Genomic DNA, 22,363 nt, shown 5'->3' with positions numbered 1-22,363 from the left:
ATGGACCCTACCCAATTTACGCGCATTAGCGGCGGCCAGCCTCATCCCCTGGGCGCGGTCAGCGACGGCCTGGGCGTGAACTTCGCGGTGTTCTCGGCCAACGCCACGCGTATCGAGCTGTGCCTGTTCGACGCCAGGGGCCGAAAGGAACTGCGCCGCTTCGACCTGCCGGAATGCACGGACGAGATCTGGCATGGCTATCTGCCAGACGCGCATCCGGGGCTGGTGTACGGCTACCGCGCCCACGGGCCGCACGACCCGCGCAATGGCCACCGCTTCAATCCCCACAAGCTGCTGCTGGATCCGTATGCGCGGCAACTGACCGGGCCGGTGCATTGGAGCGATGCGCTGTTCGGCTATCGCATGAAACACGCGCGCGCGGACCTCAGCATAGACCGGCGCGACAGCGCGCCCGCCATGCCCAAGGCCATCGTGGCCGAGGAGGCGCCGTTCACCTGGGGCAATAGCCGGCCGCCGGGCACGGCGTGGAACGACACCGTGATCTACGAGGTCCACGTGCGCGGCGCGTCCATGCTGCGCGAAGACCTGCGCCAACCCTTGCGCGGCACCTGCTCCGCCTTGGCAGACCCCCGCTTCATCGAGCATCTGCAGCGGCTGGGTGTCACGGCGGTGGAGCTGTTGCCGGTCCACGCATTCCTGCAGGATCGCTTCCTGACGGAACGCGGCCTGCGCAACTATTGGGGCTATAGCACCCTCTCCTACTTCGCCCCTGAACCCTCCTACCTCCAGCACAATCCGAACGAACTGCGCCAGGCCATACGCCGGCTGCACGCCGCAGGCATCGAAGTCATCCTGGACGTGGTCTACAACCACACTTGCGAGGGCAACGAACTCGGCCCCACGCTGTCGTGGCGCGGCCTGGACAATGCCAGCTACTATCGCCTGGTCCCCGGCGACGAGCGCTACTACATCAACGACACCGGCTGTGGCAATACCGTCAATCTGTCGCATCCGCGGGTCCTGCAGATGGTCACGGATTCGCTGCGTTATTGGGCCGAATCCTATGGCGTGGACGGTTTCCGCTTTGACCTGGGCGTGACGCTGGGCCGGGAAGGAACCGGCTACGACCCTGGCTCGGGTTTTTTCGACGCGGTGCTGCAGGATCCTACCCTGGCCCGTCTGAAACTGATATCCGAGCCCTGGGACGTCGGCCTCGACGGTTATCAGCTGGGTAATCATCCGCCAGGGTTTGCGGAATGGAACGACAAGTTCCGCGACGCGGACCGGCGCTACTGGCGCGCGGACCCCGCCATGCGCGGCGAAATGGCGGCGCGGCTGTGCGGATCTCGCGACCTGTTCGACCGCCGCCACCGCCGGCCCTGGAGCAGCATCAACTACGTCGCCTCGCACGATGGCTTCACGCTTGCCGACATCGTCAGCTACGACGCCAGCCACAACGAGGCCAACGGCGAAGGCGGCAATGACGGCCATGGCGAGAACTACAGCCACAACTGGGGCGCCGAAGGCCCGACGGAAGATCCGGACATCCTCCAGACCCGCAAGCTGGTGCAACGGGCGCAGCTTGCGTGCGTGTTCCTGTCCGACGGCACGCCGATGCTGCTGGCCGGCGACGAGTTCGGCAACAGCCAGGAAGGCAACAACAATGCCTATTGCCAGGACAATCGCCTGTCATGGCTGGACTGGACGCAAGCGCAGGACGAGGCCGGCCGCGAGCTCAGCCGCTATACCGCGCGCCTGATCGCACTGCGCCGCGCGCACCCCAGCACCCGGGGCGCGCGCTATGGCGATGCCAACCAGGAGCTGGCGCCTGGGGTAAAGGCCATCGCCTGGTTCGACCCGGCGGGCGGCGAACTCGATGCCGCCGCCTGGGAGTCGGAACAGGACAATGCCATGGCCTTGCGCCGCGCTGCCTGCCGCGAGGACGGCAGTCTGGACGTGACTCTGTTGATGCTCAATCCGGGTGGGGAGGACGTGGTGTTCCAGGTGCCGCCGCCCGCCCTGGCCTGGATCCGCGAGTTGGACTCCGCCACGCAGGCGCCGGCCGCGCCCCTGGCAGAGCCGGCGATCACGGTGGCGGCGCGCAGCGTGGTGCTGCTGGCCGCGGCGCACGTGCCGGGGGATCCGACATGAGCCACACCTATGCGTCCGGCGCCATGCCTCTGGATAGCGGCGTCACGCGTTTCCGCTTGTGGGCGCCCTCCGCACCCGCCAGCCTTGCCCTCGAGGTCGAAGGTCATCCCCCCATCCCCTTGCGGCCCGGCCCTGACGGCTACACGCAAGCGGACGTGGACTGCCCTATCGGGGCGCGCTATCACTATCGCCTGGATGATGAGACCGTCGTTCCCGACCCCGCGTCGCGCCTGCAGCATGGCGACGTGCATGGAGACAGCATCGTCACCGCGCCGGATTCATACCCGTGGCGGTATGCAACCTGGCGCGGACGCCCCTGGGAAGATGCCGTGCTCTACGAGACCCATGCGGGCCTGGAAGGCGGCTACGCGGGCCTCGTGGCGCGGCTGCCCGAATTGGCTGCGCTGGGCGTTACCTTGCTGGAGCTGATGCCCATTGCGGATTTCCCCGGGCCTCGCAACTGGGGCTATGACGGCGTCCTGCCCTACGCGCCCGACACCGCCTATGGCACGCCGGACGAGCTCAAGCGCCTGATCGACGAGGCCCACGGCCTGGAAATGGGCGTGATGCTGGACGTGGTCTACAACCATTTTGGCCCGGACGGCAATTACCTCCCGCGCTACGCCGCGCCGTTCTTCAGAAAGGACGTCGTCACCCCTTGGGGCGAGGCCATCGATTTTCGTCAGCCCGCGGTGAGCCAATTCTTCAAGGAAAACGCGCTGTACTGGCTTACGGAGTACCGCTTCGACGGCCTGCGTCTGGACGCCGTGCACGCCATCGCCGGCCATGAATGGCTGCATGAACTGGCGCAATACCTGCGGCAGCACATCCCCGCCGAACGCTATGTGCACCTCGTGCTGGAGAACGACGACAACCGCGCCAGCCTGTTGCAAGGCGATTTCGATGCCCAATGGAACGATGATGCCCACCATGCCTTGCACGTCCTCCTGACGGGCGAGGCTCACGGCTATTACGCAGATTACAGCGCGCAGCCGGCCCAGGCCCTGGCGCGTTGCCTGGCCGAAGGCTGGCTGTATCAGGGCCAGCCTTCGCCATATCGTGGCGGGCAGGTTCGCGGCGAGCCTAGCGCCGGGCTGCCGCCAACCGCATTTGTGCTGTTCCTGCAGAACCACGATCAGGCGGGAAACCGCGCCGGCGGCGAGCGCCTGGCCAGCCTGGTTGACAATCCTGCCCGCCTGCGGGCTGCGGTGGCGCTGCAATTGCTGGCGCCGCAGATACCGCTGATCTTCATGGGCGAAGAGCGCGGCGCCCGGACTCCGTTCCACTACTTCACCAGCCATGCCGACCCGGCCTTGGCACAAGCGGTGCGCGAGGGGCGGCGGCGAGAATTCTCGCGGTTTCCCGAGTTTCAGGGTTCGGCAACGGCTGCGCTGGCCGATCCCAACGCCCCAGAGACCTACCTGGCCAGCAAGCCCCGTGCAAGCTCGGCGGACGCGCACGCCTGGATGCGGGACTACGCCATCCTGCTGCATTTGCGCGCGCGCCTGATTGCGCCCAGGCTGCCCGGCGCAACCAGCCTGGGGGCCAGCGCCATCGGCGAGCATGGCGTGTTCGCGCGCTGGGAATTGGCCGGCGGCGCGCGCTTGACGGTCTATACGAACCTGGGGCCCGACCGCCTGGCCTTGCCTGAGTCTTTGCAGGCGGGGCTGGAAGCCTATGCCGCGCTGTTGTTCGAGTCCGTGGCCGGCGCTCGCGATGCGCTGTTCCAAGGCGAGGTCTGCGGCGACAGCACTGTGTGGCTGCTGGAGGAACCGGCATGACCGCCGCCGCAGCCGGCGATGCCGCTTTGTCCGCCTTGGCCGGCAAGGCCGGCATCGCCGAACACTGGACCGACGCACGCAAGCGCCCGCAACGCGTGTCGCCGGACACCTTGCGTCTGTTGCTGGCCGGCATGGGCCTGCCGGCAGCCAATGCCCAAGACATCCGCGACAGCGACCACCGCCTGAGCCACGAGCAAGCCAACTTGCTGCCGCCGCTGTTGGTGGCGCGGGCTGGCGCAGCCACGTTCCTGCCTCCGTCCGCGCGCGGCCCCTACCGCCTCGTCTGCGAATCGGGCGCTGCCCGCGCGGGCATCATTGGCCCGGACGGCCGCCTGGATGCGCCCGACGAGGCCGGTTATCACACGCTGAGTTTCGAATCCGGGCAGACCGTGCTTGCCGTGGCGCCCAGGTTAGCGCCCACCCTGGACCAGTTGACGGGATCCGCCGGGCAGCGCGCCTGGGGGCTGTGCGCGCAGGTCTACAGCCTGAGGCGCGATGCCGCGCACGGCGCGCTGGGTGGAGGCTTCGGCGATTTCGCCGCGGTGCGCGAGCTGGCCGCGGCTGCCGCGGCCGAAGGCGCCGACGCGCTCGCCATCAGCCCGGTGCACGCGATGTTCGCGGCGCTGCCGCAGCGCTGCAGCCCTTATGCCCCGTCCAGCCGACTATTCTTGAACACGCTTTATGCCGATCCGGCCGCGGTCCTGGGCGGGGATGCGGTGGCACATGCGACCGCCGAGCTCGCCGCCGCTACACGCCCGACGAGCCTCATCGATTGGTCCGCCGAGGGCGCGCGGCGCCAGCGTCTGCTGCGCGCGCTGCACCAGCGCTTTCGCCAGGCCGGGTCCGCGGATTGTCGCCAACGCTATGCCGCATTCTGCGCGCGGCGCGGCAAGGCGTTGCGCGATCACGCGGTCTTCGAAGCCCTGCATGGCGCGCACGTCGCGCGGGATGCAATCTCCGCGTCATGGTCGCAATGGGAGCCGGGGCTGCGGGATCCCGACACGCCCGACGTGGAGCGGTTCGCGCAGGAGCACGCCGGAGACGTCGACTTTCATTGCTTTGCCCAATGGTTGGCAGCGGAGAGTCTGGCTGACGTCCAGAATGCGGCGCGCGCGGCCGGCATGCGCATCGGGCTGATCGCCGACCTTGCCGTAGGCGATAGCCCGGAGGGCAGCCACGCCTGGAGCCGGCAGGCTGACTTGATGCCGGGGCTGTCCATCGGCGCCCCGCCCGACATCCACAATCCACTGGGGCAGAACTGGAATCTGACCGCGTTCTCCCCGCGCGCAATGCACGCCCACGGATATTCCGCCTTCATCGACCTGCTGCGAGCGGCCCTGTCCCACGCGGGCGGCCTGCGCATCGACCACATCCTGGGTATGGCGCGCCTGTGGCTCGTGCCGGAAGGCCTGGCCGCCGGCGCGGGCGCCTACCTGCGTTACCCGCTACAGGAACTGCTGGCGCTGACCGCCCTGGAAGCCTGGCGCCACCGGGCGCTCGTCATAGGCGAGAACCTGGGCACGGTGCCAGAGGGGTTCAACCGCGAGTTGGGAGATCGCGGCATCCTGGGCATGAACGTGCTGTGGTTCATGCGGCGGGAGGGAGAGCCGGCGCACGAAAGCCCGGCGCCAGCGGCGTCCGGATCTCCGGCGACAGAGGCAATCCAGCCATTTCTCCCGGCCGCGTCCTGGCCCGTCGAGGCTGTCGCCATGACCACCACGCATGACCTGCCCACGTTGCGCGGCTGGTGGGCCGAACGCGACATTGATCTGCGGGCCAAGTTGAACCTGCTGGGAACGGATGACGATCTGGCTTCGCTGCGGCGCGGGCGCGGCATGGACCGCGCCCTGCTGGCGCAGGCCCTCGGCTACTCCGCCCCGCCCTCGCAGCCCCCACTGGCGGACATACTGCGCTTCGTTTCTTCCAGCCCCTGCCCGCTATTGCTCGTGCCGATGGAAGATCTGGCGGGCGAGCTGGAACAGCCCAATCTTCCCGGCACCGTGGACGAACACCCCAACTGGCGCAGGCGGCTACCGGTGAGCAGCAGGGACTGCTTCGCCGACCCAGAAGTGCAGACGCGCCTGCAAGCCATGCGCGGCGAGCGGGGCCGGCCATGAACATGCCGCGCGCCACCGCCCGGCTGCAGTTGCATGCCGGCTTTACCTTCGACGACGCCCGCAACTGCGTGGACTATTACGCCGACCTCGGGGTAAGCCATCTGTACCTGTCGCCGATCACGCGCGCTCGCGCGGGCTCCACGCATGGCTATGACGTGATCGATCATGGCATGGTCAACCCAGAGCTGGGCGGCGAGTCCGCGCTGCGCAATCTGGCCCACGCCGCGCGCCGGCGCGGACTGGGCCTGATTGCTGACATCGTGCCCAATCATATGGCCGCGCATCCCGCCAATGGCTGGTGGCGTGACGTTCTGGAACATGGCGCGGCAAGCGCGCACGCGCGGGACTTCGATATCAGTTGGGATGCCGAGGACCCGGCATTGCGAGGCAAGGTGCTCCTGCCTGTCCTGCCGGAACCCTACGGCGTGTCGCTGATGCAAGGCGCCATGCGCTTGCAGTACAACGCCGGGACCGACCGGGTAGAACTGGATGTGGGCGGCCTGCGCTATCCGATCGCGCCAGAGTCGATTCCACGCGGGCTGGATCCGCACACCTTGCTGCGCCGCTGCGACCCCGCCCGAACGGCTGGCCGCGAACGGCTGCACCGCTTGCTGGAGTGCCAGCATTACCGGCTGGCCTGGTGGCGCTGCGCGGCGGACCAGATCAACTGGCGCCGCTTCTTCGAGATAAGCGACCTCGTAGGTGTGCGGGTCGAAGATGACTCCGTGTTCGACGCCGTGCATGCGCTGGTACTGCGCCTGTATTCCGAAGGCATCCTCGATGGGCTGCGCATCGACCATATCGACGGGCTTGCCGCGCCGGGCGCGTACTTGCGCCGCCTGGCCCGGGGCCTGGCCGAAGCCGGCGCGAGCCGTCCGGCTTCCTGCGCGCAGACGCAAGCATATCTGGTGGCCGAAAAGATCCTGGCGCCCGGCGAGTCGCCCGACCCGCGCTGGCAATTTCATGGAACCACCGGCTACGACTTCATGGACGAGGTCGGCGCCTTGCTGCATGACCCGGACGCCGAAGCGCCGCTGCGCGCATTCTGGCAGCTTCTAACGGGCGATCTGCGCACACCGCAGGTGCAGCTGGAAGCGGCGCGCGTACGCATGCTGGAACGCCATTTTGCGGCGGAGCGGCAGGCGCTGGTCCGCAGCCTCGAACGCGTGGCGCGACTGGACCGGCAGATGCGCGATTGGAGCGCCGCAGCAATAGACCGTGCGATGTCCGCATGGCTGGTGGCGTTTCCGGTATACCGCAGCTACGCCGAAGACGGCGGACGCAGTGACGGCGACCGCCATTGGTGCGATATCGCCACCCAGCGGGCTCAGGCTCTCTTGGGTGCCCGTTCCGGAACGTCGGACGCGGCCTTGCTGGCACAGTTGAACCAATGGCTCAGCGGCAGCGTCACGCCGGCTCCGATACCCGCAAGAGCTGTCTCGCCGCAACAGCAAGCCCGCGCTGAAACCGCCCAAGCCCTGCGCCGGTGTCAGCAGTTGACTCCGCCGCTTGCCGCCAAGGCGCTGGAAGATACGCTCTTCTACCGCTACGGCCCACTGTTGTCGCGCAACGAGGTCGGCGCCTCGCCCGGACGATTCGCGCTGGCGCCGGACGCCTTTCATGCCTTGGTGCAGGCTCGGGCGGACCGACATCCCTACGCCATGCTGGCCACCGCCACGCACGACCACAAGCGCGGAGAGGATGTGCGCGCGCGGCTGGCGGTGTTGTCGGAAATGCCCGACGCCTGGCGCAAGACGGCCTATCGCTGGATCCATGCCTTGCCGGATGGCGGACTTTTTTCGCTGGCGGATCGCTACATGTTGACGCAGACCCTGGTAGGCGCCTGGCCGGCGGACTGGCCCGTCGACGTGGTGGACGAACCTGACGATGCCCTGGGCGCATGGATAGAGCGCGTGGGCCAGTGGCAGCTCAAGGCGCTGCGCGAAGCAAAATTGCACACCAGTTGGACAGATCCGGATTCCGCATACGAGGCGGTCGCGGGCAACGCGCTCATGCACTTGCGGGACACGGTGCCAGGCCGGCGTCTGTTGACCGAAATGGCGGACTTCGCCTTGACGCTGGCACCTGCCGGCATGATCAATGGACTGGCGCAGACACTGTTGCGCAACACGCTGCCGGGGATACCGGACTTGTACCAAGGGACGGAGTTGTGGGACGACAGCCTGGTCGACCCCGACAACCGGCGCCCGGTGGACTATCCGAGACGCATTGCGCTATTGGCTCGCGCCCGGGCCGAACCAAGCATTCCTGCGCGCGAAGCCGATTGGCGCAGCGCTGCGGTCAAGCAAGCGCTGATCCAGCGCTTGCTTGCAGCGCGCCAACGCCAGCCGGCGCTGTTCGGCGTGGGAACGTGCATTCCCCTGCAAATATCGGGGACACAGGCGCGCCATGCGCTGGCCTGGCTGCGGCAGCATGACAATGCGCGTGCGCTTATCGTCGCGCCGCGGCTGTGCGCCCTGCGTCTGTCCGGCTACGCGCGCGGCGCACCGGCGGCGGCTGCGGAGTTCTGGGCCGATACGGTCTTGCACCTGCCCACCGGCTCGTCAGGCCCGTGGCAGGATGTTCTGGGAGGCAAGGATTTCAAAGCGGGGACGAACGGCGCGCTGCGGCTGGCGGATGTGTTGGGCGGCCTGCCGGTCGCGCTATGTCTGTCCGTGGATGCCTGACACCGCAATGCCTGACACCGCAAGGCCCGCCACCCGATAAGCGCCGCGCATGCATAAACGGCCTTGTCCGCCCACAGCGGGACAAGGCCGTTTCACCGCGCTACCCGCCCGACTAAAGGGTCCGGAGCACGCGGTCTATGAGTCAGCGCGGCATCTTGCTTTGCTGGCCCGGGTTCTGTCCCGGCTGCTGCCGGTCTTTATCGGCATGCTGACCGGACTGGCCGGGCTGCTGCCCGGGCTGCTTGCGGTCCCTGGGGTCTTCCTGGGCCTGTTGCTTCTGCTGCTGCTTTTGCTGGTCGGGCTGGTTCTGATTGGGCATTGCAAGTCTCCTGGAAAGCGGAAAAAGCTCCGCCATACCCCCTTCAGCAACCCGCGTGCCCAAACGTGGGGCGCCCTTGCGGCATCCAGGCCGCGCCCAGGCCCGCAGCCGGGGATCAGAGTTCCGCCTTGTCGGTAAAAATTGCGCTAGCGCGCCACCGCTATTGCGTGGCCGCGTGCCGCTTGCCGCGCCCGGATTGCGGCTCCGAGGCCGCATCGTGGGCGTCCAGCCAGGAAGAGGTGTATGCCGCGGGCGCCGCCAGCGGTTCACCCTGGTCGCGCTGCGTGCGCAGCCGCACCATCAATTCATCCAGCGGCATGGGACGGCCCAATGCGAAGCCTTGCCCGTAGCGGCAGCCGGCGGCGCGCAAGGCGGGAATGTCCGCGACATTCTCGACGCCTTCGGCCACCACGCGGCGTCCCAGCCGGTTCGCCAATTCGGCTGCGGTGCGCAGCACTTCAAACGCAACGGCGCTGCGCCGCATGCGCGTAACGAAATATTGGTCGATCTTGACCTCGGACAGCGGCAGAGCCGACAGCAGCTTCAACGACGCGTGACCGGTGCCGAAATCGTCCAGGCTGACTTCGCAGCCCGCGGTTTCAAGCTTCAGCAGCGTCGCCCGCAGTACGTCCAGCTCGCGGATGGGCTGGTCTTCGGTCAATTCCACCCGGACCAGCGAGGCGGGCAATTCCGCCGCGTAGATGCGGTCCAGCAGGAAATCCACGGCAGCTTCATCCGACAAGGTGGACGCAGGCGCATTGATGGCGACCGGCACCGCGATGCCCGCGCGCCGCATCGTCAGCAGCATATCTATCACCCGCAGGCAGACGCGCTCGAACAGTATCTTGTCCAACCCCAGGCGATTGACAGCCGGAATGAATTCGGAGGGCATGATGATGCCCAGCCGGCGATGCCGCCAGCGCGCCAGCGCCTCGGCTGACACGATCCTGCCGGTCAGCAAGTCCACCTGCGGCTGCAACAGCATGCGCAGGCCGTCCTTGCCGGTAATCATGGCGGCGATCTCGTCGTCGCTCGCCATCGAGCCTGTGGAAGCCTCGTGATTCGACGTCATGTCGACACTCCTTGCGCGCCCCTGGGCGAAACCTGCGCTGTCCGGGCGCAGAAAGGGGCACATTGGACTGAGTATTCCCAGCTACAGGGCTTTTTGTATGCGATTTCCAGACTTTCTTCCAGGCAATTTTGCGCCCCTGCGGCGGCAAAGTCACACATATGTATCCATACGTATTAAGCTGCTCGGATTCATGTACGCGGTCGTCCAATCGGCCCCCCTTGCCGATGTCATCGGAAGCGCTTGTCGACATGGTAGGGTTTGCGTCTTTCGTCTCGCTCCGGGCCCTCCCCGCTGTTGCTCTACTCGCGTGAAGAACTTCTTTTCCCATTGGCGCGCCTCCTTGCGCAACGTTTTGTGGCTGGACGCCCTCCAGGCTGCGGCGATCAGCGCCGCGCCCGTCATCCTTGCCGTGCTTGCGCACGAACCGCGCCTGGGCTGGAGCGCTATCGCGGCGTTCTGGGCCTGCTTTGGAGACCCGGGCGGGCCGCTGCGGCAGCGGGCGGGGGCCATGCTGGCGTTGGGCCTGATCGGCGCGCTGTTCTGCTTTTTGGCCAGTGTCAGCGCCACCCATCTGTGGCTCCTGTTGCCCCTGACTTTCGTATGTTGCACCTTCGGCGGTCTGTTACGCGTGCTTGGGCCGGCCGCGGCCATTGTCGGGACCCTGTTGTCGGCGGGCTTCGTGGTGGCGGCCGAGCTGCCTGCGCCGACCTGGTCCGACAGCCTGTCCTACACACTGTTCTTCCTGGCAGGCGCAGCCTGGGCGATCCTGATGACCGCGCTGGTGTGGCGCCGGCGTCCCTGGAAGGACGCCACGCATGCCGTCGCGCACTGCTACCGCAGCCTGGCGGATTTTGCGGACGCGCTGGCCCGCATGTATTCCGGACTGACGCCGGCAACCAGCCCCCAGGCATGGAGCGCCGTGACGCGGCCGCAGCGCAGCGCTCGAGGCCGCTCGCGTGCGTATACGCGAAGTGCAGGATGCCCGGCCTTCGCGCCGCGCCCGCGCGCACCAGCTGCTGTACTTGCTGGACCATGCCGAGGACAGCTTCATCGCGCTGGTGGCCGCCGCCGATCTGTTGGAATCGAACGCGCCGCGATGGCTGGGCCGTGGCGCCGGCGCCCATCTTTCTCACGCGTTGCACCGCTACGCCAGCCTGAGCAATGCCATCGCCAGCACATCGGACGTCAACGATGCCAAGCAAGCGCAATGCCTGCGCGAACGGCTGGCCCATTACAGCGCCGGCCTGCACGAGCTGCGCGGCAGCGCCATGGCCCATGCGCCCGAGCTGGCGACCATGGTGCCGGTGCTGGACCGCCTGCTGCATGCGGCCCAGGCAGTCACGCAGTCCTTGTTCGACCAGGGCGATGCGCCGGCGGCGCCGGTACGCGACCGCCTTACGGAGGGGCGCACAAAAACGGCCTGGCGCGTCTTGCGCCAGAACCTGAGTTTCGAGTCCGACGCCTTCCGCCACGCCTTGCGCGTGGGCGTAGGCGCCACCATCGCGGTTGCGCTGTCCAAGACTTTCGCTGTCAACCATGGCTATTGGATGTCGCTGACGCTGGTCTTCATCCTGCAACCCTACTTCGCCACGACCTGGCAACGCACGCTGGAGCGCGTCGCGGGCAGCGTGGCCGGCGCCATCGGCGCCTCGCTCCTGGGCTTGTTCCTCAGCACCCCCTTGTCGGTGGCGCTGGCGGTGCTGCCGATTGCGCTAGGCACCTTCGCTGCACGCACTATCCACTACGCGCTGTTCACATTCTTCCTGACGTCGCAGTTCGTGCTGGTCACGCACATCCAGCAGCCCGAGATCTACGAGCCCATGCTCGCCGCCCTGCGCGCATTCAATAGCGTGCTGGGCGGCATACTGGCGTTGCTGGTCGGCTTTCTGGTCTGGCCGGAAAAAGAGCCGCGCCAGTTGGCCGGCGCGCTCAGCATGGCGCTGGAACGCCACGCCGCCTATGCACGCGCCCTGCTTCAGGAAAAGAGCGGCGAGCCCGGCGCCGGGCAGGATATCGTTGCGCTGCGCCGCATGGCCTGCCTGTCGGCCGACAACGCCCAGGCGTCACTGCAGCGCCTGCAGCAGAATCCGGTGCATCGCGACCGCAACGTGGGCACGGCGGAGAGCCTGCTGAACGCCATGCGCCGGGTCACGGCGGCGGGCACCGTGCTGGAAATACAGCCTGCCCTGCCCTCGGGGTCGCCTGCCGCCCGTGCGCTCAGCGACTACGGTTCGGTCCTGGCGCACGCCCTGCACCCCCAGGATTCCGAGCCGTCCCATGGCCGCCAACTGGCCGTGCCCGCGGCTGTCGCCGCCGGCTATCCCGAACTGGCGGGACCTCTGGATCGCATCGCGCAACAGGCGCGCCAGCTGCGTCAACTGCGTGAGCGGGTGGAACGGGCGCCGGCCGTGCACTAGCGGCCGGTTTGCGCGGGCTCGGGCGAACTGCCCCTGCCTTGACGCGCATCAATGGCGAAATGGCCGGAAAGCGTAACCATAGGGGCATGGCAAGCTTAAACAAGGAGGCCTCCATGTACCGCCGCATTTCCGTCCACCTGGACCACGGATTCGACTGCAAACGCCGCATTGAAGCTGCCCTGGCCTTGGCCAAGCGCCACAAGGCCGAACTGGTGGGCATCTATGCCAACGCCGCGCCGCCGCAGTACTACTACGGCGAGTCCGTGCTCATGTCGCGCTCGCTGGGCATCATCAAGGAATTACAGGCACAGAACCGTGACGCGGTGGAAAATGCCTTCCTGGAAGCGGCCGCCCAAGCGGACGTGCCCGCCTTCATGCGCTCGGGCACCTCTTCGCCCAGCGAAACCGTGGCGCTCCTGGGCCGCACGACCGATCTCATCGTCGTCAGCCAGGAGAACCGTGAGGACGTCGAAGCCGCGCACGAAATCGAGTTCGTCGAGCAGACGCTATTGACCGCGGGCCGGCCGGTGCTGGCGATTCCGTCCAGCGGCGAATTCCCGGTTATCGGCGACCGCGTGCTGTGCTGCTGGGACGGCAGCCGCGAGGCGGCCCGGGCCCTGGCGGACGCCGCGCCCATCCTGCGCCTGGCCTCGCATATGATCGTCCTGACCATGAACGAAGGCGCCGCGTCCCCCAAGGCCGAAGCACCGTTCGAGGACCTGGCTACCTATTGCGTGGCGCAGGGCATGCCGGCGCCCGAGCACGTGCGCCGCGACATCAAGGGCGTCGGCGTGGGCAGCACCATCCTGAATGCCGCCGCGGACCATAGCGCGGACCTGATCGTCATGGGCGCCTACGGCCACAGCAAGCTGCGCCAATGGGCCCTGGGCGGTGCCACCGCGTCCATCCTCAAGAGCATGACCGTGCCGGTCATGTTCTCGCACTAGGAAGCAGTTGCCGTGTCCTGGCGCACGGGCGTCAGGACCGGCTTGCCGCCAAAGTGCGCCGTGGCGTTGTCCAGGAACAGCGTCACGGTGGCGTGCACCGCTTCAGGCGAGCGCCCCGCGCTATGCGGGGTCAGCACCACATTGTCGAGCGCAATCAGCGCCTTCGGCACGTCGGGTTCTCCGTCCACCACGTCCAGTCCGGCGCCTGCAATGCGGCGCGCCGACAGCGCCGCGATCAGCGCGTCGGTATCGACCACGCTGCCACGAGCGATATTTACCAGATAGCCCTCCGGCCCCAGCGCTTCCAGTACGTCGGCGTTCACCAGGTGACGCGTTTGCGCCCCGCCCGGCGTTGCCACCACCAGGAAATCCGAGGCCGCAGCCAGCGCGCGCGGGCTGTCGAAATAGGCGTAACCGGTGTCCGGCCTGACACGCCGGCTGTAGTAGCCCACGCGCATGCCGAAACCATGCGCGCCGCGCCGGGCAATTTCCAGACCGATCGTGCCCAGGCCCAGAATGCCCAAGCGCTTGCCGGAGATTTGCGGTCCCATGAAGCCGCTCCAATGGCCTTGGCGCACGGCAGCATCAGCCTGCGGCAGCCGCCGCGCCGCGCCCAGCAGCAGCGCCATGGCATGGTCGGCGACCGACACCGCATTGGCGCCCGGGCCGTTCGTCACCACGACGCCATGCTCGGCGGCTGCGGCGAGGTCGATGTTTTCATAGCCGACGCCCAGGGAACAGGCTATCTCCAACGCAGGCATTGCCGCGATCTCGTCGGCGCGCAAGCCGGTGGCGCCGCGCGTAAGCACGATGCGGACTTCGTGGCCGTGGTCGCGGATCGCCTGGGCACGCGACGCCGCGGTGGGCGCATAGATCACGCGAAAGCCGCGCGCTTCGATTTCTGGCAGGTAGTCCTGCACACTTTCAATCAGGACAAGCAAGGGAATGGTCATGTCGGGAGATACCGCGGATAGCGGGGCTGCATTCAAACCCGGCGATCTTACGCCTGGGCATTGGCGCGCGCCACCGGCCCATCCGTCTGGCGGCCACCCGGCAACCGAAAGATCCGCGCGCCGCCCGACGCGGCTCGCGGATCCGGTGCCGGACAGCGCCCCGCTACAGGCGTCCGGTCAATAGCATCACGATCAGCACGATCAGCAGAATGCCCAGTATGCCGCTGGGGTAATAGCCCCAGCCACGGCTATGGGGCCAGGCGGGCACGGCGCCGATCAGCAGGAGGATAAGGACAATCAGCAGGATGGTCGACATGGCGACTCCTCGGTTCTTGTTGGGTCAGTGGGATTCCGTGGCCAGCGTCACGGGCTGGGCGGCGTGATTTCCTTGCCGGGCGGCGACAAGGGCGGCAGGTCGACGTCCGGCTCGTCGGTATCCGGATCCACCGGCAAATCCCCCGGAGGCGAACCTGGCGGTATGGGATCTGGCTTGGGCGGAACGTGCAGGTAATACGAGTACGCGATGTGCATGGCGGTCTCCGGGGAAAATCCACCCCTCTGTCAGCAAGCAGCGTGCCCACCCCTTCGTGCACACCGGCCCGGGCACGCCGGATGCTGATGCGACCGCCCCGGTCCTGAGGCTGCCGCAGATACCATGAAATCCAACTCCCAGGCGCCGCGCGCTTCCGGCAGCGCGGCGCTGGTCTACTACGACGATAGCCGGGCGGGCTATGCCAGGGTGCGCGTCAACGGCCACACCTTTCATTACCTGGATACCCAAGGCCAACGCATTCGCGACCCGCGCGAAATTCAGCGCATCAATGCCCTGGCGATACCCCCGGCCTACGAGCAGGTGTGGATTTGTCCGTCCCCTCACGGACATTTGCAGGCTACTGGCCGCGATGCGCGCGGGCGCAAGCAATACCGCTATCACCCCGAATGGACGGCGGTGCGCGACGCGAGCAAGTACCAGAGCCTCGCCGCGTTCGGAGAGACGCTGCCGCGCATCCGGCGTCAGGTGGAACGCGACCTGAGGAGCGCCGGCCTTACCCAGAACAAGGTGATCGCCGTGCTGGTGCGGCTGCTGGAGGCAACCTTGGTGCGCATCGGCGCGCGTGAATACGCCCGGACGAACAAATCCTATGGCCTCACCACGCTCAAGCGTCGCCACGTAAGGGTAAGCGGTGACCGGTTCCGGTTTCGTTTCCAGGGCAAGAGCGGCGTAACCCATGACGTTACGGCGGCAGACAGACGGGTGGCCCGCGTCATCAAGCGCTGTCTGGACATACCCGGCCAGCAACTCTTCCAATACCTGGACGAAGACGGCGGCAGCCATCCGGTGGATTCAGGTGCGGTCAATGCCTATCTGCGCGAAGCGGGCCACGGCGATTTCACGGCGAAACACTATCGGACCTGGGCGGGGTCGGTCATGGCGTACGCGGCCCTGCAACGGTGTCCAAGCGAAGACGACGCCCAAGCGCAAAAGAATGTGGTGGAAGTCGTCAAACAGGTGGCACGGCGTTTGGCCAACACGCCCGCAGTGTGCCGCGCGTGCTATATCCACCCCGCCATTCTGACCGCCTATCTGGAGGGGACGCTGCCCGCGCGCGCGGCAGCGCCCAAGGGGCCGGCGGGGCTGAACGCGGACGAACGCCGCCTGCTCGCCTTTCTGCGCGGCGGCGCCGGCGCCGGGCATGCCTCGGGCTGAGGTTCAGAGGATGGAAGAGCGCGCGTTCTTAGCCCGCGGCTGTGGCGCGGAACCGTCCGCCCAATTCGATTCGGTACGGGTATCTGCGACGATCCGCTTGTCGCGCGCCGCTTCGTCCGGTGTCGAGGAGTCTGGTTTATCCGGTCTGCGCGGAACATCGACGGGAGAGCTTGGCGGCAGTATCTTAGCGTTGTCTTCCGGCTGCTTGCCGGCCTGCGCCGACTTTGCGGATCCGGGTACGGATGCTGGTTTCATGCGTGGCTCCAGAGGATTCCCCCATGGGATCTGACCTCCAATGCTACGTCTGTCGCGCCACGCGGATCATCCCCGGCGGCTTCAAATTGCAAGCGGATGTGGCCCCTGTCGGCAGGCGCGCCGATTGGCGCGCCTGCCAGGCATACACAAGGAGATGCAATGCGAGACCCAAACTTCGATCAATGTGTGCAAGCCTGCTATGAATGCGCCGTGGCTTGCGACATCTGCGCGTCCGCCTGCCTGGAGGGGAATCCAGCGGCGATGAAGCGCTGCATCGCGCTATGCACCGATTGCGGGGCGGTCTGCCGGTTGTGCGCAGCCATGTTGGCGCGCGATGGCGAATTTGCCAACGCCCTGTGTACTTTGTGCGCATTGATGTGTGATGCCTGCGCGCGCGAATGTGCACCGCACGAGGCATCGCATTGCCAGGTTTGCGCCGGCGCGTGCCTGAGCTGCACGCTCGCCTGCCGAGACATGCTGGAGGCCTGAGCCCCAGAACCACCGCGCGGCCGCCCGGGCCGGTCCGCGTCGATGTTTTTCCCGCCCGACAGCCAGGAGCTCCCGATGGCCTCTACCAATACCCCCCTGCCCTCCGACTTTCCGGAAAACGGTCCAGACAATCGCGGCGCCCACCGGCGCACTCGGCATCCGGAAGCCTGGATAGACGAACTGGAAGCCACGCTCAGCGACACGGGCGCCACGGATATGGAGGCACTCAAGGCACGTTTGTCCGAGCAGCTGCGCGCGACGCGGCGCAGCCTGCGAGACGCTTCCGACAACGCCAGCGATCTGATGCGCGAGACCATCGATTGCACCGAGGAATACATCCACGCCCGCCCCTGGCAGGCAATCGGGCTGGTGGCCGGCGCGGCCTTCCTGTTCGGTGTGGTGGTGGGCCGGCAGTAGCACTCAGGCCCGCGGCCCGCGCGCCGCGGGCATTCCCCGGCCGGGCATGCCAATTGCTCGAGGATGGGCGAGGCGCCTATCGCGCCCGCCCATCAGGAGAATCGCATGAGCAAACCCGACCAAGCCGGCACCGGCGCCCGGCCCCATCCCACGCCTCCCATGCCTGCCCAGCATCTGGAAAAACCAGGCCAGGAAGCAGACATGGTCCTCAAGCCGCAGTACCAGGCGCCTCAATACAAGGGTAGCGGCAAGCTGGAAGGCATGGCTGCCCTGGTGACGGGCGGCGACTCGGGTATAGGCAGGGCCGTGTGCCTGCTTTATGCCCGTGAAGGCGCCGACGTGGCGGTAGTCTATCTTTGCGAGCACGAAGACGCGGAAGAAACCCGGCGCGCCATCGAGGACGAAGGCAGGCGCTGCGTGCTGATTCCCGGTGATGTGCAGGATCCGGCGTTTTGCGCAAAGGCGGTCGAACAGGCTGTCCAGGCATTCGGCAAGCTCGACGTGCTGGTGAACAATGCGGCCTACCAGCAGCATACGGACACGCTGCCGGAAATCAGCGACGAGAAATGGGACAAGACGCTGCGCACCAACATCACCGGCTATTTCCAGATGGCCCGCGCGGCGCTGCCGCATCTGCGGGCGGGTTCGTCCATCATCAATACCGGGTCTGTTACGGGTCTGCGCGGCAGCGCCAAGCTGCTGGACTATTCCACCACCAAGGGGGCGATCCACGCCTTCACCCGGTCCCTGGCAGCCAATCTTGCCGAGCAAGGCGTGCGCGTAAACGCCGTGGCTCCCGGGCCGGTATGGACGCCGCTCAATCCTGCGGACCAGAGCGCCGAAAAGATTAAGGAATTTGGCAAGCACACGGACTTCGGCCGCCCCGCGCAACCCGAGGAAATCTCCCCCGCCTACGTCTTTCTTGCCTCCCCGGCCTGCTCCAGCTATATCACCGGCATCGTGCTGCCCATTACCGGCAGTGCCGGCGACTGACCTGATATTGCGTCGGCCTCATTGCGTCGGCCTTTGCGCGGCCTTATTGCGCCCTCTACGCGGCCTTCTTGCGGGATTTACGCCGGCCGCGCATCCGGGCCCGGGCCTTCAGGGTTTCGCCGGCGCAATCGACGCCGGCGCCTCGCGGGACGCGGGCGACACTGCGGGGGCTTCGCCCTTCACGGCGGGCTGGATCTTATCCGGGTCGGCCGGCGGCACCTTCTGGAGCTTTCGACTCAGGGCGAGGTGCTCGGCCACGACGGGTAACGCACGCGCCGCGAAGTCGCGTACCTGCGGATCCTTTGCCTCGCGCGCAGCGGTCTCGAACAGGCGATTCGCGGTCGTGTGCGCATCCACAGCCGCCTTTTCGATGTACAGCGCGTCGAAGTCCGCCCCGGAACGCTCGCCCAGCTGCTTAAGCGTGCCCCGGTCGGGTTCGGATGGTTCGCCGGGCAACTTTACTTGCTTGCGTTCGGCCAAGGTCTTGATCTCGGCATTCATGCCGCGATGCTGCTCCAGCATCTCCGCCGCATACGCCTTGACGTCGTTGCCCGCCGCGCGCTTTTTCGCCAGTTCCGCCGCCTCGACCTCAAACATCCCGGATCCCGCCGCCGCCTGCAGAAAACGCGCGTCCGGCTCCGCCAGCTCCTGGGCCTGGACGCCGCCAAGCACGCCTGGCGCCGCCAGCAGACAAACCGCGACGATGCCGGCAATCCATGTCGTTTTCTTCATTTTTGCCTCCCGTGGCGGGTAGCCCAACCTAGTTCGCCATCGTCTGCGCTTGCACGCGGTGGGGCGGCGTCAGCGGGTCGAAGTCTACCCATTTGCCGTTTTGCCAACGGCCTTGCGCCCGCTCGATGTCCCGGCCGCCTGCCGCCGCCAAAATGTTCCTGGCCTGGGCATCGCGGTCGGGCGACACGTGCAACGCCAGCATGACGCCCGCATGGCGCACCGCGGGATGCGCATCCGCCGTGGCGGACGCGGCAACGCGGGTGCGCCGGCCGCGGCCGACGACCCAGAGCGCTCCGGCCAGCGCGCCAAGATACGCGCCGACGCCAGCCGCGGCGATAACAATCAGCACCGGTGCACCCACGCGGGCGGCAATCAGGCCGCCCAGCAGCGCAAATACCAGGCCCAGGGCGGACGCGCCCGCCACCGCACCGAAATGGCCGCCCTTGGCGTCTGGATCCGCGACGCGGTCGCCGCCAATGGGATAGCGCGCGTGCTCGCCCGCGGAATTGATGTAGAAGGTGTGGATATTGTCTTCGGTAAAACCTTCCGCGCACAGCTTGTTCGCCGCCTCGGCGGCCTGGTCGAAAGTGTCGAATCGGGCTGCAACGATCAAGGACATAGTGCTCTCCAGCGCGAAAATGCATTGCCGGTCGTGCAGCAATTGCCATGCCCGCGGCGGGCACGGTGCTTGCTGTAGGGGACCAGCGGCCTGGCCAGGCAGGCATCGGCAGTCCGCCCGCAGTCCCGCCTATTCGCAGCTCGCGCAAAGGACACCAGCATGGACATGCCAGGCAAGAACGAAGACTTTTCCGAACTGGAAGAAGAACCCGCGCCGCCGCTCGTTCCTCCCGAGACCCGTAGTCTTTCCATCCTGGACTGGTCGGCGTTGATCGCGGTGGTGGCAGGCGGTTTGAATTCCGGCTTGATCGCCGCCGTGGAACTGGACGTGTTCGAGAAGATCCTGCCCTCCGCAGCGGCTATCCGTAGCGTCTATGGACTCATCGGGCTGGCGGCGTTGTACAGCGTCGTGCTGTTGTTCCGCCTGGGTGAAGCGCCGGATTGATCTCCGGAGCGCCACTACTTGCCCCCCGGACGCTTGCCGGGATACTGGCCCCCTTCTTCGTACTCGGCCCCCCTGTCATTGGGCTTCTCGTCCGAGTCGCGCTTGGGCGCGCCGGACCGCTTGCCGAAGCCCGGCTTGTCCGTGCCGAATTGCCCACTGCGGTGTGCGGCCTCAGTCTCGGTATGCGGCTCGTTGGCCTTTGCCTTTTCCGGTTCTGCCTTTTCGTTTTCCGTGCGCTTGCGTTCCATGCTTTCACTCCCCTGCAAATCGGGCAATTTTCCAGGTGAGGCCAGGATCACCGGCCCCGGTCCAAGCCCGAGCAAGCGGCGTGCCCGACGGGCCCGGCGGGGTTGGGCATGGCACTTGCTTGGCTGTGCCACAGACCCGCGCAGTGTCGGGTCATCCACAAGGAGTCAGTCATGAATCTGTCCCGAGTCGTCTTCCCCGCCGTAGCCCTGAGCCTTTCCGCCCTCGCCTTCCAGGCCCAGGCGCAAACCACGCAAGGCGGCACCACCACCGTGCGCAGCAATGAGCAAATCGACAATCAATACAAGCTGGACAAAAAACGCTGCGACGGCATGAAAGGCAATGAGAAGGACGTCTGCCAGCAACAGGCCGAAGCCACGCGCGACAAAGCCCGGGCCGATGCCAAGGCAGGCAAGGAAAAGGCCGAGGCCTCGCACGACGCTGCCAAGACGCGCAACGACGCCGACTACAAGGTCGGCAAGGAGAAATGCGACGGCATGTCAGGCAACGCCAAGGACGCCTGCATGGCGGACCTGAAAACCCGGTACGGGAAATGAAATCAGGACCGGTCCTGTTCCCGGGCAGGCAGCGCGGCAGACGCTTGCGCGTCCGCCGCGGCATATTCCTCCAGCCTGTTGTAGAGCGTCTTGGGGCTGATGCCGAGCACTGCCGCGGCCTGCTTTTTCACGCCGTTGCAGCGTTCGAGCGTCGCCAGGATCAGGCGCCGGTCCGCTTCCGCCAGCGTTTCTCCCACGGGCACGCTTACGTGCCCGGATGCGCCCTCGCCCGCCGGGGTCACTCGCGGCGTCAGCATGTCTGCGTCAAGCTTGTCGCCATCGGCCATGATGAAGGCGCGGCGCACATAGTTCTTCAGTTCCCGCACATTGCCGGGCCATTCGTACTGCTGGAGCGCCGCGACCGCGCGCGGCGAGAATTCCTTGTTCTTGCCGGATTCCTGGTTCAAGCCTTGCAGGAAGCGGTTCGCCAGGAACAGGATATCGTCGCCGCGTTCACGCAGCGCCGGCAGCTTGATGGGAAAGACGCTCAGCCGGTAATACAGGTCTTCGCGCAGCTTGCCTTCCCGCACTGCCTGCTCGGGATCGCGGTTGGTGGCGGCCACAATGCGTATGTCGCAGGCGATTTCCCGATTCGTGCCCACGCGCATGAACTGTCCCGTCTCCAGGACGCGCAGCAACTTCACCTGCAGGTCCAGCGGCATCTCGGTGACTTCGTCCAGAAACAGCGTGCCGCCGTCGGCACGCTCGAAGTAACCTTTGTGCTGGCGGTCCGCCCCGGTAAAACTGCCCCGTTCATGCCCGAACATTTCGCTTTCGATCAGGTTTGGCGAGATCGCGCCGCAATTCACGGCGATCAGCGGACGTTGGCGGCGCGCGCTGAGCTCATGGATGGCGTGTGCCGCCAGTTCCTTGCCCGTGCCGCTTTCCCCGATCAACAAGGTTGTCACGGTGGTGGACGCCACGCGCCCGATCTGGCGATAGAGTTCCTGCATGCACGCGGACGCGCCATACATCTTGCCGTAGCGGCCCGGCTCTTCGAACGGCGCGCCGGCCAGATCGTTACCGGCGTTTGCGTTGACGCGCGCGAAAATACCGTTCAGGCGCTCCATGCAGATGGGCTTGACGAGGTAATCGGTAGCGCCCAGGCGCAGCGCCTGCACGGCGTTGTCCACCGTGCCGTGGCCCGTCATCACCACGACTTCCGCGCTGGCCGCGGCGTCGTTCTTGAATATGTCCATGCCGCTGCCTTCGGGCAGACGGATGTCGGTCAGCACCAGGTCGGGAATGTGCCGTTCCAGCTGGATCAGCGCATCTTTGACGCTACCGGCCAAGGCTACCGAAAAACCGCTTTCCCGGCCGATCTCGGCCAGGGTTTCCCGGATTGCGGGGTCGTCATCAACGATCAGAAGATGAGGCATGCTTGCTCCGTATCGCGGATCTTGTGATGAGTAACTCAGCATAGCCATAACGGGCGAATCGGTGGCAAATGTTCGACACTTTCCATCAACATTTTCGAATGCTTGCAAATCGTCGCATC

The 22,363-nt window shown here is 66.6% G+C and carries 22 protein-coding genes; 12 read left to right on the top strand and 10 right to left on the bottom strand.

Annotated features, from left to right (window positions below; genetic code table 11):
• Genes glgX through treY form a run of 4 tightly spaced genes read left to right on the top strand, consistent with a single transcriptional unit; the run spans position 1 to position 8,697 of the window.
• Positions 1-2,112 (top strand): glycogen debranching protein GlgX, encoded by a 2,112-nt coding sequence (gene glgX, locus CEY08_RS11780; RefSeq protein WP_076813550.1) that lies wholly within the window; start codon positions 1-3, stop codon positions 2,110-2,112.
• Entirely contained in the window at positions 2,109-3,893 is a 1,785-nt protein-coding gene (treZ, locus tag CEY08_RS11775; protein WP_088607674.1) for a malto-oligosyltrehalose trehalohydrolase, read from the top strand. The genes glgX and treZ overlap by 4 nt, the downstream gene beginning before the upstream one ends.
• Entirely contained in the window at positions 3,890-6,010 is a 2,121-nt protein-coding gene (malQ, locus tag CEY08_RS11770) for a 4-alpha-glucanotransferase (protein WP_076813552.1), read from the top strand. Before treZ ends, malQ begins: the two co-directional genes overlap by 4 nt.
• The gene (treY, locus tag CEY08_RS11765) at positions 6,007-8,697 is read left to right on the top strand and encodes a malto-oligosyltrehalose synthase (RefSeq protein ID WP_084738546.1); all 2,691 of its coding nucleotides are present in this window, start codon (positions 6,007-6,009) and stop codon (positions 8,695-8,697) included. The genes malQ and treY overlap by 4 nt, the downstream gene beginning before the upstream one ends.
• A gap of 142 nt (positions 8,698-8,839) precedes the next feature.
• Here the strand turns inward: treY and CEY08_RS29950 are convergent, their stop codons facing one another.
• Both CEY08_RS29950 and CEY08_RS11760 read right to left on the bottom strand, forming a co-directional pair.
• Positions 8,840-9,016 carry a hypothetical protein gene (locus CEY08_RS29950; RefSeq protein WP_165611723.1) on the bottom strand — a complete coding sequence of 59 codons (177 nt, stop codon included), beginning with the start codon at positions 9,014-9,016 and terminating at the stop codon, positions 8,840-8,842.
• A 160-nt stretch (positions 9,017-9,176) separates the two neighbouring features.
• Positions 9,177-10,088: an EAL domain-containing protein gene (locus CEY08_RS11760; protein ID WP_042793609.1), complete on the bottom strand. Its 912-nt coding sequence runs from the start codon at positions 10,086-10,088 to the stop codon at positions 9,177-9,179.
• Between the two features lie 956 nt (positions 10,089-11,044).
• On the opposite strand from CEY08_RS11760, the gene CEY08_RS11755 reads away from it, so the two are divergent.
• Positions 11,045-12,505, top strand: coding sequence for an FUSC family protein (locus CEY08_RS11755; protein ID WP_232033723.1), 1,461 nt, complete (start codon positions 11,045-11,047; stop codon positions 12,503-12,505).
• 113 nt (positions 12,506-12,618) lie between these two features.
• Positions 12,619-13,452, top strand: a complete 834-nt coding sequence (locus CEY08_RS11750) for a universal stress protein (protein WP_076813554.1) — start codon at positions 12,619-12,621, stop codon at positions 13,450-13,452.
• Here the strand turns inward: CEY08_RS11750 and CEY08_RS11745 are convergent.
• From CEY08_RS11745 to CEY08_RS29945, 3 genes are all read right to left on the bottom strand, one after another.
• The gene (locus tag CEY08_RS11745; RefSeq protein WP_076813556.1) at positions 13,449-14,405 is read right to left on the bottom strand and encodes a 2-hydroxyacid dehydrogenase; all 957 of its coding nucleotides are present in this window, start codon (positions 14,403-14,405) and stop codon (positions 13,449-13,451) included. The genes CEY08_RS11750 and CEY08_RS11745 overlap by 4 nt on opposite strands.
• Positions 14,406-14,568: 163 nt before the next feature.
• Positions 14,569-14,721 (bottom strand): DUF3309 family protein, encoded by a 153-nt coding sequence (locus tag CEY08_RS11740; protein ID WP_042793612.1) that lies wholly within the window; start codon positions 14,719-14,721, stop codon positions 14,569-14,571.
• A gap of 47 nt (positions 14,722-14,768) precedes the next feature.
• Entirely contained in the window at positions 14,769-14,936 is a 168-nt protein-coding gene (locus CEY08_RS29945; protein WP_013393888.1) for a hypothetical protein, read from the bottom strand.
• A gap of 124 nt (positions 14,937-15,060) precedes the next feature.
• Between CEY08_RS29945 and CEY08_RS11735 the strand changes: the two genes are divergently transcribed.
• Positions 15,061-16,113 (top strand): DNA topoisomerase IB, encoded by a 1,053-nt coding sequence (locus CEY08_RS11735; RefSeq protein WP_088607673.1) that lies wholly within the window; start codon positions 15,061-15,063, stop codon positions 16,111-16,113.
• 3 nt (positions 16,114-16,116) lie between these two features.
• Here CEY08_RS11735 and CEY08_RS11730 read toward each other — a convergent pair whose 3' ends face one another.
• Complete coding sequence (locus CEY08_RS11730) at positions 16,117-16,368, bottom strand: hypothetical protein (RefSeq protein ID WP_076813560.1); 252 nt, start codon at positions 16,366-16,368, stop codon at positions 16,117-16,119.
• 96 nt (positions 16,369-16,464) lie between these two features.
• Here CEY08_RS11730 and CEY08_RS30370 point away from each other — a divergent pair, with 96 nt between their 5' ends.
• The 3 genes from CEY08_RS30370 (at position 16,465) to CEY08_RS11715 (ending at position 18,267) form a co-directional block, all read left to right on the top strand.
• Positions 16,465-16,857, top strand: coding sequence for a four-helix bundle copper-binding protein (locus CEY08_RS30370; protein ID WP_487259545.1), 393 nt, complete (start codon positions 16,465-16,467; stop codon positions 16,855-16,857).
• Positions 16,858-16,932: 75 nt separating this feature from the next.
• Positions 16,933-17,274 (top strand): ElaB/YgaM/YqjD family protein, encoded by a 342-nt coding sequence (locus tag CEY08_RS11720; protein ID WP_042793613.1) that lies wholly within the window; start codon positions 16,933-16,935, stop codon positions 17,272-17,274.
• A 105-nt stretch (positions 17,275-17,379) separates the two neighbouring features.
• Positions 17,380-18,267 carry an SDR family oxidoreductase gene (locus tag CEY08_RS11715; protein ID WP_063962646.1) on the top strand — a complete coding sequence of 296 codons (888 nt, stop codon included), beginning with the start codon at positions 17,380-17,382 and terminating at the stop codon, positions 18,265-18,267.
• Between the two features lie 108 nt (positions 18,268-18,375).
• Here the strand turns inward: CEY08_RS11715 and CEY08_RS11710 are convergent, their stop codons facing one another.
• Together CEY08_RS11710 and CEY08_RS11705 are read right to left on the bottom strand one after the other, a co-directional pair.
• A complete protein-coding gene (locus CEY08_RS11710; protein ID WP_076813564.1) occupies positions 18,376-18,999 on the bottom strand; it encodes a DUF4142 domain-containing protein in 624 nt (207 codons plus the stop codon).
• Positions 19,000-19,027: 28 nt separating this feature from the next.
• Positions 19,028-19,618 (bottom strand): hypothetical protein, encoded by a 591-nt coding sequence (locus CEY08_RS11705; protein WP_063640593.1) that lies wholly within the window; start codon positions 19,616-19,618, stop codon positions 19,028-19,030.
• 159 nt (positions 19,619-19,777) lie between these two features.
• On the opposite strand from CEY08_RS11705, the gene CEY08_RS11700 reads away from it, so the two are divergent.
• The gene (locus CEY08_RS11700; RefSeq protein ID WP_042793616.1) at positions 19,778-20,062 is read left to right on the top strand and encodes a DUF378 domain-containing protein; all 285 of its coding nucleotides are present in this window, start codon (positions 19,778-19,780) and stop codon (positions 20,060-20,062) included.
• 14 nt (positions 20,063-20,076) lie between these two features.
• Here the strand turns inward: CEY08_RS11700 and CEY08_RS11695 are convergent, their stop codons facing one another.
• Entirely contained in the window at positions 20,077-20,310 is a 234-nt protein-coding gene (locus CEY08_RS11695) for a hypothetical protein (protein ID WP_076813567.1), read from the bottom strand.
• A 171-nt stretch (positions 20,311-20,481) separates the two neighbouring features.
• Between CEY08_RS11695 and CEY08_RS11690 the strand changes: the two genes are divergently transcribed.
• The gene (locus tag CEY08_RS11690) at positions 20,482-20,865 is read left to right on the top strand and encodes a hypothetical protein (protein ID WP_042793619.1); all 384 of its coding nucleotides are present in this window, start codon (positions 20,482-20,484) and stop codon (positions 20,863-20,865) included.
• Positions 20,866-20,867: 2 nt separating this feature from the next.
• Here CEY08_RS11690 and CEY08_RS11685 read toward each other — a convergent pair whose 3' ends face one another.
• Positions 20,868-22,244, bottom strand: coding sequence for a sigma-54-dependent transcriptional regulator (locus tag CEY08_RS11685; RefSeq protein WP_042793620.1), 1,377 nt, complete (start codon positions 22,242-22,244; stop codon positions 20,868-20,870).
• Positions 22,245-22,363: the final 119 nt, after the last annotated feature.

The sequence above is a fragment of the Achromobacter insolitus genome, assembly GCF_002209555.1.
Classification (GTDB): domain Bacteria; phylum Pseudomonadota; class Gammaproteobacteria; order Burkholderiales; family Burkholderiaceae_B; genus Achromobacter; species Achromobacter insolitus.
The sequence above is the reverse complement of the archived record's forward strand: the minus strand, read 5'-3'. Positions and strand labels throughout refer to the sequence as shown.

Excerpts from the sequence above, each read along its gene's own strand:
- malQ (WP_076813552.1), top strand. The coding sequence starts at position 3,890 with ATGACCGCCGCCGCAGCCGGCGATGCCGCTTTGTCCGCCTTGGCCGGC.
- CEY08_RS11695 (WP_076813567.1), bottom strand. The coding sequence starts at position 20,310 with ATGGAACGCAAGCGCACGGAAAACGAAAAGGCAGAACCGGAAAAGGCA.
- treY (WP_084738546.1), top strand. The coding sequence starts at position 6,007 with ATGAACATGCCGCGCGCCACCGCCCGGCTGCAGTTGCATGCCGGCTTT.
- CEY08_RS11690 (WP_042793619.1), top strand. The coding sequence starts at position 20,482 with ATGAATCTGTCCCGAGTCGTCTTCCCCGCCGTAGCCCTGAGCCTTTCC.
- CEY08_RS11715 (WP_063962646.1), top strand. The coding sequence starts at position 17,380 with ATGAGCAAACCCGACCAAGCCGGCACCGGCGCCCGGCCCCATCCCACG.
- treZ (WP_088607674.1), top strand. The coding sequence starts at position 2,109 with ATGAGCCACACCTATGCGTCCGGCGCCATGCCTCTGGATAGCGGCGTC.
- CEY08_RS11745 (WP_076813556.1), bottom strand. The coding sequence starts at position 14,405 with ATGACCATTCCCTTGCTTGTCCTGATTGAAAGTGTGCAGGACTACCTG.
- CEY08_RS30370 (WP_487259545.1), top strand. The coding sequence starts at position 16,465 with ATGTGGCCCCTGTCGGCAGGCGCGCCGATTGGCGCGCCTGCCAGGCAT.
- glgX (WP_076813550.1), top strand. The coding sequence starts at position 1 with ATGGACCCTACCCAATTTACGCGCATTAGCGGCGGCCAGCCTCATCCC.
- CEY08_RS11685 (WP_042793620.1), bottom strand. The coding sequence starts at position 22,244 with ATGCCTCATCTTCTGATCGTTGATGACGACCCCGCAATCCGGGAAACC.
- CEY08_RS11750 (WP_076813554.1), top strand. The coding sequence starts at position 12,619 with ATGTACCGCCGCATTTCCGTCCACCTGGACCACGGATTCGACTGCAAA.
- CEY08_RS29945 (WP_013393888.1), bottom strand. The coding sequence starts at position 14,936 with ATGCACATCGCGTACTCGTATTACCTGCACGTTCCGCCCAAGCCAGAT.
- CEY08_RS11735 (WP_088607673.1), top strand. The coding sequence starts at position 15,061 with ATGAAATCCAACTCCCAGGCGCCGCGCGCTTCCGGCAGCGCGGCGCTG.
- CEY08_RS11700 (WP_042793616.1), top strand. The coding sequence starts at position 19,778 with ATGGACATGCCAGGCAAGAACGAAGACTTTTCCGAACTGGAAGAAGAA.
- CEY08_RS11720 (WP_042793613.1), top strand. The coding sequence starts at position 16,933 with ATGGCCTCTACCAATACCCCCCTGCCCTCCGACTTTCCGGAAAACGGT.
- CEY08_RS11740 (WP_042793612.1), bottom strand. The coding sequence starts at position 14,721 with ATGTCGACCATCCTGCTGATTGTCCTTATCCTCCTGCTGATCGGCGCC.
- CEY08_RS11760 (WP_042793609.1), bottom strand. The coding sequence starts at position 10,088 with ATGACGTCGAATCACGAGGCTTCCACAGGCTCGATGGCGAGCGACGAC.
- CEY08_RS29950 (WP_165611723.1), bottom strand. The coding sequence starts at position 9,016 with ATGCCCAATCAGAACCAGCCCGACCAGCAAAAGCAGCAGCAGAAGCAA.
- CEY08_RS11705 (WP_063640593.1), bottom strand. The coding sequence starts at position 19,618 with ATGTCCTTGATCGTTGCAGCCCGATTCGACACTTTCGACCAGGCCGCC.
- CEY08_RS11730 (WP_076813560.1), bottom strand. The coding sequence starts at position 16,368 with ATGAAACCAGCATCCGTACCCGGATCCGCAAAGTCGGCGCAGGCCGGC.
- CEY08_RS11710 (WP_076813564.1), bottom strand. The coding sequence starts at position 18,999 with ATGAAGAAAACGACATGGATTGCCGGCATCGTCGCGGTTTGTCTGCTG.